Origin of the sequence: Salimicrobium salexigens (assembly GCF_900156705.1) — a bacterium.
Lineage (GTDB): Bacteria > Bacillota > Bacilli > Bacillales > Halobacillaceae > Salimicrobium > Salimicrobium album.
Map to the genome: position 1 here is coordinate 2159 of NZ_FTOK01000022.1, position 2999 is coordinate 5157.

Sequence of the window (2999 nt, forward strand, 5' to 3'; positions counted from 1 at the left end):
TAGACCAACATCGATCTTTATTTTAGAATGAAGCGTCTTTTCACTAGTATAGTGAAGAAATGAAGGGCGCACGGTGGATGCCTTGGTACCAGGAGCCGATGAAGGACGGGACAAACACCGAAATGCTTCGGGGAGCCGTAAGTAGGCGTTGATCCGAAGATGTCCGAATGGGGGAACCCACTGTCCGTTATGGGACAGTACCGATCACTGAATACATAGGTGATCGGAGGTAGACCCGGGGAACTGAAACATCTCAGTACCCGGAGGAGAGGAAAGCAAATGCGATTTCCCGAGTAGCGGCGAGCGAAACGGAACCAGCCCAAACCAGAGAGCTTGCTCTCTGGGGTTGTAGGACACTCCATTGGAGTTACCAAGAGGGAGGATAGGCGAATCGGACTGGAACGTCCAGCCATAGCAGGTAACAGCCCTGTAGCCGACATCCTCCCTCCTCCGGAGTGGATCCTGAGTACGGCGAAACACGAGAAATTTCGTCGGAATCCGGGAGGACCATCTCCCAAGGCTAAATACTCCCTGGTAACCGATAGTGAACCAGTACCGTGAGGGAAAGGTGAAAAGCACCCCGGAAGGGGAGTGAAAGAGAACCTGAAACCGTGTGCCTACAAGTAGTCGGAGCCCGTTAATGGGTGACGGCGTACCTTTTGTAGAATGGACCGGCGAGTTACGATCGGCTGCAAGGTTAAGCACCGTAGGTGTGGAGCCGCAGCGAAAGCGAGTCTGAACAGGGCGTCTCGAGTAGACGGTCGTAGACCCGAAACCGTGTGATCTACCCATCTCCAGGGTGAAGGTCAGGTAATACTGACTGGAGGCCCGAACCCACGTAAGTTGAAAATTACGGGGATGAGGGGTGGGTAGGGGTGAAATGCCAATCGAACACGGAGATAGCTGGTTCTCTCCGAAATAGCTTTAGGGCTAGCCTTCGGCCAGGAGTCCTGGAGGTAGAGCACTGATTGGATGAGGGGCCCCTACCGGGTTACCGAGTTCAGTCAAACTCCGAATGCCAGCGACTCGCGTCGAGGAGTCAGACCATGGGTGAGAAGGTTCATGGTCAAGAGGGGAACAGCCCAGACCGTCAGCTAAGGTCCCTAAGTGTGTGTTAAGTGGAAAAGGATGTGGCGTTGCTTAGACAACCAGGATGTTAGCTTAGAAGCAGCTATCATTGAAAGAGTGCGTAATAGCTCACTGGTCGAGTGACGCTGCGCCGAAAATGTACCGGGGCTAAACACACCACCGAAGCTACGGATTTGCATCGATGATGCAAGTGGTAGGAGAGCGTTCCAGGAGCTGTGAAGTCAGACCGTGAGGACTGGTGGAGCGACTGGAAGTGAGAATGCCGGTATAAGTAGCGAAAAAAGAGTGAGAATCTCTTTCACCGTAAGCCTAAGGGTTCCTGAGGAAGGCTCGTCCACTCAGGGTTAGTCGGGACCTAAGCCGAGGCCGAAAGGCGTAGGCGATGGACAACAGGTGGAGATTCCTGTACCACCCGCCTCCGTTCGAGCGAACGGGGGGACGCAGGAGGATAGGGAGAGCGCACCATTGGATGTGTGCGTCCAAGCTGTGAGCGCGTCGGATAGGCAAATCCGTCCGGCAAGTGCAAGCAGTGATGGGGAGAGAACATGAGTATCGAAGCTCCTGATTTCACACTGCCAAGAAAAGCCTCTAGCGAGGATGGCGGGTGCCCGTACCGCAAACCAACACAGGTAGGCGAGGAGAGTATCCTAAGGTGATCGGGAGAACTCTCGTTAAGGAACTCGGCAAAATGACCCCGTAACTTCGGGAGAAGGGGTGCTCCTCTGCCGAGGAGCCGCAGTGAAGAGGCCCAAGCGACTGTTTACCAAAAACACAGGTCTCTGCGAAACCGTAAGGTGAAGTATAGGGGCTGACACCTGCCCGGTGCTGGAAGGTTAAGGGGATGCGTTAGCGTAAGCGAAGCGTTGAACCGAAGCCCCAGTAAACGGCGGCCGTAACTATAACGGTCCTAAGGTAGCGAAATTCCTTGTCGGGTAAGTTCCGACCCGCACGAAAGGTGCAACGACTTGGGCACTGTCTCAACGAGAGACCCGGTGAAATTATACGATGCGTGAAGATGCGCATTACCCGCGACAGGACGGAAAGACCCCGTGGAGCTTTACTGTAGCCTGATATTGAATGTTGGTATCGCTTGTACAGGATAGGTGGGAGCCATCGAAACCGGAGCGCAAGCTTCGGTGGAGGCGCCCGTGGGATACCACCCTGGCGGTACGGACATTCTAACCCAGGACCGTGATCCGGTCCGGAGACAGTGTCAGGTGGGCAGTTTGACTGGGGCGGTCGCCTCCCAAAAAGTAACGGAGGCGCTCAAAGGTTCCCTCAGAATGGTTGGAAATCATTCGCAGCGTGTAAAGGCACAAGGGAGCTTGACTGCGAGACCTACAAGTCGAGCAGGGACGAAAGTCGGACTTAGTGATCCGGCGGTACCGCATGGAAGGGCCGTCGCTCAACGGATAAAAGCTACCCCGGGGATAACAGGCTTATCTCCCCCAAGAGTCCACATCGACGGGGAGGTTTGGCACCTCGATGTCGGCTCATCGCATCCTGGGGCTGTAGTCGGTCCCAAGGGTTGGGCTGTTCGCCCATTAAAGCGGTACGCGAGCTGGGTTCAGAACGTCGTGAGACAGTTCGGTCCCTATCCGTCGTGGGCGTTGGAAATTTGAAAGGAGCTGTCCTTAGTACGAGAGGACCGGGATGGACACACCGCTGGTGTACCAGTTGTTCCGCCAGGAGCATTGCTGGGTAGCTACGTGTGGACGGGATAAGTGCTGAAAGCATCTAAGCATGAAGCCCCCCTTGAGATGAGATTTCCCTTTGTAGAGATGCCTCTGAGACGAAGAGGTTGATAGGTCCGGTGTGGAAGCGTGGCGACACGTGCAGCAGACGGATACTAATCCATCGAGATCTTCTCTATACGTTGGTCGTATGTTTCTTATCCAGTTTTGAAGGTT

The 2999-nt window shown here is 54.6% G+C and carries 1 rRNA gene; it reads left to right on the top strand.

What is annotated here, in order from left to right:
- The first annotated feature begins 50 nt into the window (after positions 1–50).
- Positions 51–2962, top strand: a 23S ribosomal RNA gene (locus tag BW931_RS13105).
- Positions 2963–2999: the final 37 nt, after the last annotated feature.